This window comes from Clostridium sp. UBA6640, from assembly GCF_002455975.1.
In the GTDB taxonomy this organism is placed as follows: domain Bacteria; phylum Bacillota; class Clostridia; order Clostridiales; family Clostridiaceae; genus Clostridium_J.
Genome location: NZ_DKLM01000045.1, coordinates 1 through 5,287, shown reverse-complemented (window position 1 = coordinate 5,287; position 5,287 = coordinate 1). Strand labels below are relative to the sequence as shown.

The 5,287-nt window shown below is 28.0% G+C and carries 7 protein-coding genes; 1 reads left to right on the top strand and 6 read right to left on the bottom strand.

The window, feature by feature from the left end; all coding sequences use genetic code 11:
• Positions 1-97: 97 nt before the first annotated feature.
• The 5 genes from B2W91_RS04495 to B2W91_RS04475 form a co-directional block, all read right to left on the bottom strand.
• The gene (locus tag B2W91_RS04495) at positions 98-748 is read right to left on the bottom strand and encodes a YigZ family protein (protein ID WP_291579084.1); all 651 of its coding nucleotides are present in this window, start codon (positions 746-748) and stop codon (positions 98-100) included.
• Positions 749-820: 72 nt separating this feature from the next.
• On the bottom strand, positions 821-1,495 hold the full coding sequence (locus tag B2W91_RS04490) for a HEAT repeat domain-containing protein (protein WP_291579083.1): 675 nt from the start codon (positions 1,493-1,495) through the stop codon (positions 821-823).
• 249 nt (positions 1,496-1,744) lie between these two features.
• Positions 1,745-1,966, bottom strand: coding sequence for a hypothetical protein (locus B2W91_RS04485; RefSeq protein WP_291579082.1), 222 nt, complete (start codon positions 1,964-1,966; stop codon positions 1,745-1,747).
• 289 nt (positions 1,967-2,255) lie between these two features.
• Positions 2,256-4,052 carry a GTPase HflX gene (gene hflX / locus B2W91_RS04480; protein ID WP_291579081.1) on the bottom strand — a complete coding sequence of 599 codons (1,797 nt, stop codon included), beginning with the start codon at positions 4,050-4,052 and terminating at the stop codon, positions 2,256-2,258.
• Positions 4,053-4,381: 329 nt separating this feature from the next.
• On the bottom strand, positions 4,382-4,555 hold the full coding sequence (locus B2W91_RS04475; protein WP_291579080.1) for a hypothetical protein: 174 nt from the start codon (positions 4,553-4,555) through the stop codon (positions 4,382-4,384).
• A gap of 164 nt (positions 4,556-4,719) precedes the next feature.
• On the opposite strand from B2W91_RS04475, the gene B2W91_RS21005 reads away from it, so the two are divergent.
• On the top strand, positions 4,720-4,839 hold the full coding sequence (locus B2W91_RS21005; RefSeq protein WP_414633104.1) for a helix-turn-helix domain-containing protein: 120 nt from the start codon (positions 4,720-4,722) through the stop codon (positions 4,837-4,839).
• A 236-nt stretch (positions 4,840-5,075) separates the two neighbouring features.
• Here B2W91_RS21005 and B2W91_RS04470 read toward each other — a convergent pair.
• On the bottom strand, positions 5,076-5,287 hold a 212-nt coding region (locus B2W91_RS04470; protein ID WP_291579079.1), incomplete at its 5' end, for a phage holin family protein.

Genomic DNA, 5,287 nt, shown 5'->3' with positions numbered 1-5,287 from the left:
TTATGGAAATTAAAATCATGCATAAGTTAAATTTTCATTATGAAACCCTATATGTCTATGAGCGTTACCCCTACTTTATTTATACAATTCAAATACTCTATATTGCCTCTTTAAAAAGTCTATTTTCCATTTTAAAGTAATATTCCTCTTCTTCTTCAGAAATTATTACTTTTCCATTAGTAGCCTCTACAAAACTCCCCTGTATAGTATCATAATTTTTACTTTCACAATACATTATAATCTCCACTTTATCTGTATATATAGTATCTTCTATATGCCATTGATTTTTACCACAAATATATTGAATTTTGCCTAATAAGTCATAGTCTAATTTTGCCTTTATCTCGAGTCCTTTGACTTTTTCAACTATTCCTCCAACTTTAATAGCTTCAGCTGCACCTTTAGAATAAGCCCTAATAAGACCACCAGCCCCTAAAAGTATACCTCCAAAATATCTAGTAACTACTATTGCTATATCTGTTAAATCATTTTTCTTTATAACTTCTAATATTGGAATACCTGCTGTACCTTGCGGCTCACCATCATCACTATATCTTTGAATTCCTTTATTTTCTCCTACTATATAAGCTGAACAATTATGAGTAGCTTGTTTATGCATGGCTTTTATCTTTGCTACAAATTCTTTAGCCTCTTCTTCAGTTTTAACTCTTTTAGCATATCCTATAAACACAGATTTTCTTTCTTCAAATTCTGCACTTGCTTCATCTTTGATAGTAAAATAGCTCATCTCCCTTATCCCTCCTCATAAAATATAATAAATTTACACATATAAAATAGCTAATTAAAGATGACATGCTGATTAGTCATTTTTTGAAGATGCCACTTTAAAACTATTTAGAAACTCTTCACAAGCCTTCTTTATATAAGGTCTATCGTTAACTTTATAAATTTCATCTATTTTTTCTACTGCTTTTTCACTTTTTATTTTCTGTAAAGATTTTATAGCATAACTTACTACTTGATTATTTTCATCTTGAAGCGCTCTTAGAAGTGCCATCTCACCTTTTGAATCTCCTATTTTTCCTAGAGCTGATACGGACAATCTTCTAATATTAACAAATTTATGTACTGTAGATTTTATTAAGAAATCTACTGATTGAGAAGCTCTAAGTTCACCAAGTACCCATATTCCAAACTCTTTTTCTTTTAATGATACTTCTAAATGATTTTTTAATATGTAATCTATAAGTTTTGTTTTATTAACTACGTCTAGACTATTTAATATATATATTCTTTCTGACTTTCCCACCTTTGATAAAGTTTTAAAAAGTTCCTCTATATTTTGGCTTTTAACTACATATCTATATTTTATCTTACATGCTATTATATGCTTCTGCACTTCAGATTTTTGCAAATTTCTAATAATACTTATAGCTTCTATGGATTTACCTTCCAAATGTAAAAAGTAAGATATCTCTTCATTATTATACTTTTCTGCAAAATTCCAATCAAACTTCACTAAACCATTATTCAATAATTTTCCCACCTCATCTTTAATACCTTAAACTGAGAAATAAAATATTTAACATATAAAAGAAAATAACTAATCAAAAAATAAATCTTATATTTACATTGGACAATGAAACGATTTCTTTTATAATCCAGCTCTCTTAGAATTGCAATTATACAATATGATAAAAATGAAATACATACTGATTAGTTATTTTAAAATATGCCTTACATTCAATTATAATATATAAGTTAGAAAAGTTCATGAAAAAAATTATATAATAACCTTTTTTACATTATTTCTTTCCATAAAATTACACTTATTACATAGAAAAACATGAGTACAACTATTTCCATTATCCTCAATAGGTGCATCTGCACTATAAGGACCATAGTACTCCTGCACCCTTCCTTTATCCTCCATAGTTCCTCCACATTTACTGCATATATAATTACAGTTCTTTATTTCATTGCACTGTGGACAAATATATTCCATAATGATCCCTCCTTATGGAATTATCTTTTCCATTTTTCCAATTTATAAATCTTTAGGCATCTAAAATAACAATTTAAAGATATAAACAAGACTCCTTATTATAAAACTAAAACTGCTAACTTTAAAATCAGTTAGCAGTTTTGTTCAAGTATAGCTGAATATATATTCGCCATTAAATATTTTAATTATAATATTAAAAGACATCAACTATTTTCATATATGATTTTTAAAATAATCTATATAAAATATTATCTTTATTCATCATAACTCCATTTTGGAAAGCGTATGTTTATTCTTCAATTATATAATCTTTACATTTATTGTATACTTCCTCATCACCTTGAACCATCATAACTGTTCCTTCTTCTGCATATTCTTCACTATCAACTTTCCCATTTCTATGAAGATATGCGACAGTACTAGAATCTGCATATGGAATTAGTACCTTAAACGCTCTTAACTTATAAGGAAGTAATTCTGTACTTTCATTTAACAACTTTTCTAGGTTTATTCCTTCTCTTGCAGATACTTCTATTATTTTATAGTTCTTATATTTTTCTCTTAAATCCTGTAATTTTTCTTCTGAAGCTCTGTCTATTTTATTAAGAACTAATATAGTTGGTTTATCACCAGCATTCAATTCTTTTAAAACATCTTCAACAACTTCAATTTGCTTATCAGCACTGTCACTAGAACTATCTACTACATGCAGCAGTAAATCTGAATAAATTACCTCCTCTAAGGTAGATTTAAAGGCTTCAACTAGGTCATGAGGAAGCTTTCTTATAAATCCTACTGTATCTGTTATAGTGGCTACTCTATTATCTGGAAGTAGTATTCCTCTAGTAGTAGTATCTAGAGTTGCAAATAACATATCTGCCTCAAATACTTTCTCCTTTATATTTGAAGATTTTAACGGGTAAATATCGCAAAGAGTATTTCTTAGCGTTGACTTACCTGCGTTAGTATATCCTACAAGAGAAATCTTAGCTATGCTATCTTTATTTCTCTTTTCTCTTTGTGTATTTCTAACATGCTTTATTCTTTCAAGTTCTTTAGTCAAGTCATATATTGTTTCTCTTATATGTCTTTTATCTGTCTCAAGTTTCTTTTCTCCTGGACCTCTTGTACCTATACCTCCTCCAGTTCTTGAAAGTACTGTACCTAGACCTCCCAATCTTGAAAGTCTGTACTTTAACTGTGAAAGCTCAACTTGAATTTTTCCCTCTTTTGTTTTAGCTCTTCTTGCAAAAATCTCTAGTATCAGAGTAGTTCTATCTATAACTTTTACTCCTAATGCTCCTTCTAAATTTCTAACCTGTGCCCCTGATAGCTCTTCATCAAAAATAACCACATTAGCTCTTAACGATTGCCTTATTAAAGCTATCTCTTCTACTTTACCTCTACCTATATAATAAGCAGGATCTATTTTACTTTTGCTTCTCTTTTGAAGTATTGAATATACAGGAATAGCTTCACAAGCCTTTGTAAGTTCACCAAGTTCTTCTAAGCTTTCTTCGTCTTCTGTACCAACTAATATTGCTCTCTCTGTATTATCCTCAATAACATCATTTTCTTTGATAAGGCTTTCTATATGCTTAACCTTATCTAAAAACTTAAACTTCATTACATCTTCCGTAGTCTTAAATCCTAATTCTTCTTCAACTAAAATATTATTGTTTACATCACAAAATCCTATATGATATTTTAAGTTACCTTCATTATTAATTCCAATTGCAACCATAGCATCAAGCTTTAACTTAATTAATGCAGATATGTCTAATCCAGATAATTTAGGATTTCCATTAGGATGAGTATGAATTACTCTAACTCCTGATAATTTCCCTTCTTTAACATCTATTATTGGGATGTCTACGGTACTACTATCACCAATTGCTACTCCTATTACATTTCCTTTTCTATCTATAGCAACACTAATTTCTCTTTCTAAATCCAAAGTAACTTCATTTAAAAGATTTACAAGCTCTTCTGTAAATATCATATCTTTAGGTATCTTCATTTCATATATTGTATCTAATCTATTAAGTATGGATTTTTTTACACTTTCAACGTTTCCATTTATCAAAATTATCATCTCCATTTTAAACTTCAATTTAAGTATGTAAAATAACTGTTCAAAATACTATATAAATTTAGTCTTTCCTAATTTATTACCCTTAGTATGCCTCAATTTACAATTTTATATGGCGAACACTGTTCGCCGCTACAGTTATTAGTTGTAACTTCACTTAATTTTATACCATCATCCTATTGTTGTAAATACAATAGAGTGTAACTATCTTTTTTAATAAAATTAGTAATAAAACTACTTTTAATATTATAATTTAAATTTTTACAGATATTAAAACAATATCTCTCATTCATTCTTATATTTTTTAACATTGCATTTTAAAATTATACCATAGAATTTCTTATTATTTTATGAAGTATTCTAGATCTTTCTTTACTATTCAAAGTTTTATTGAAATAAATTATTGTATATCCCCTATATTTTGTGATGTAATATTTAAAATTATAATCACATAATTTTACTATGTATTTTTTGTTTTTGTATGTAAATTTCCCCATAATTCCCCCTCCAACTATACTTTAAAATGCAATATAATTATACCTCGTAAAAGGATTCCTGACAGGAATATTTCGACATAGTCCTTTCGAGATACAATTTTTAAGTTTTATTTTGTAATAATTTGTATAAAAATCCAATTGACAAAACAATTTGAGGTAGGATAATGTTAAAAAATGCAAGAAAGTCAAAAAGAATGTCGCAAAAATATCTTGCTAAAAGGTTAAGAATAACACAATCTTACCTTAGTAAGCTTAAAAATAAAAAAAGTATAATAAGAATGTAACTATAGATTTGGTTGAACGAATAGCTGAAGAACTAGATTTAGATAGTGCAGACGTTTTTTCTACTTCTGTCGCAGAAGTTAAGCTTTACTTTTAATATTTTAAATAAATGATAACTTTCCGTTAGAATTTTACTTTGTCTCCATGTTTCAATCCACCTAATATTTTGCTATTAATAGATTTACTCCGTCTTACATTTAAACCGCCTTTGGCAGTAACAATACCTATTTCCATTTTCCTAATCCTCTCTCTTAATTTCTTTTTTATTCCCTTCCTTAAGTTGTAATAGTGCTTCTCTTATTTTTTCTGGTATTGGCAATCCTAATGATCCGCAATTTTCTAAAATAGATAACCCTTCATTTGCTATATAAAAATAACAAATAAGGGTTCTAAATATCCATTTATCAATATTGAGTAGCCTATCTAAGCTTACTGCAACTATTAACACTA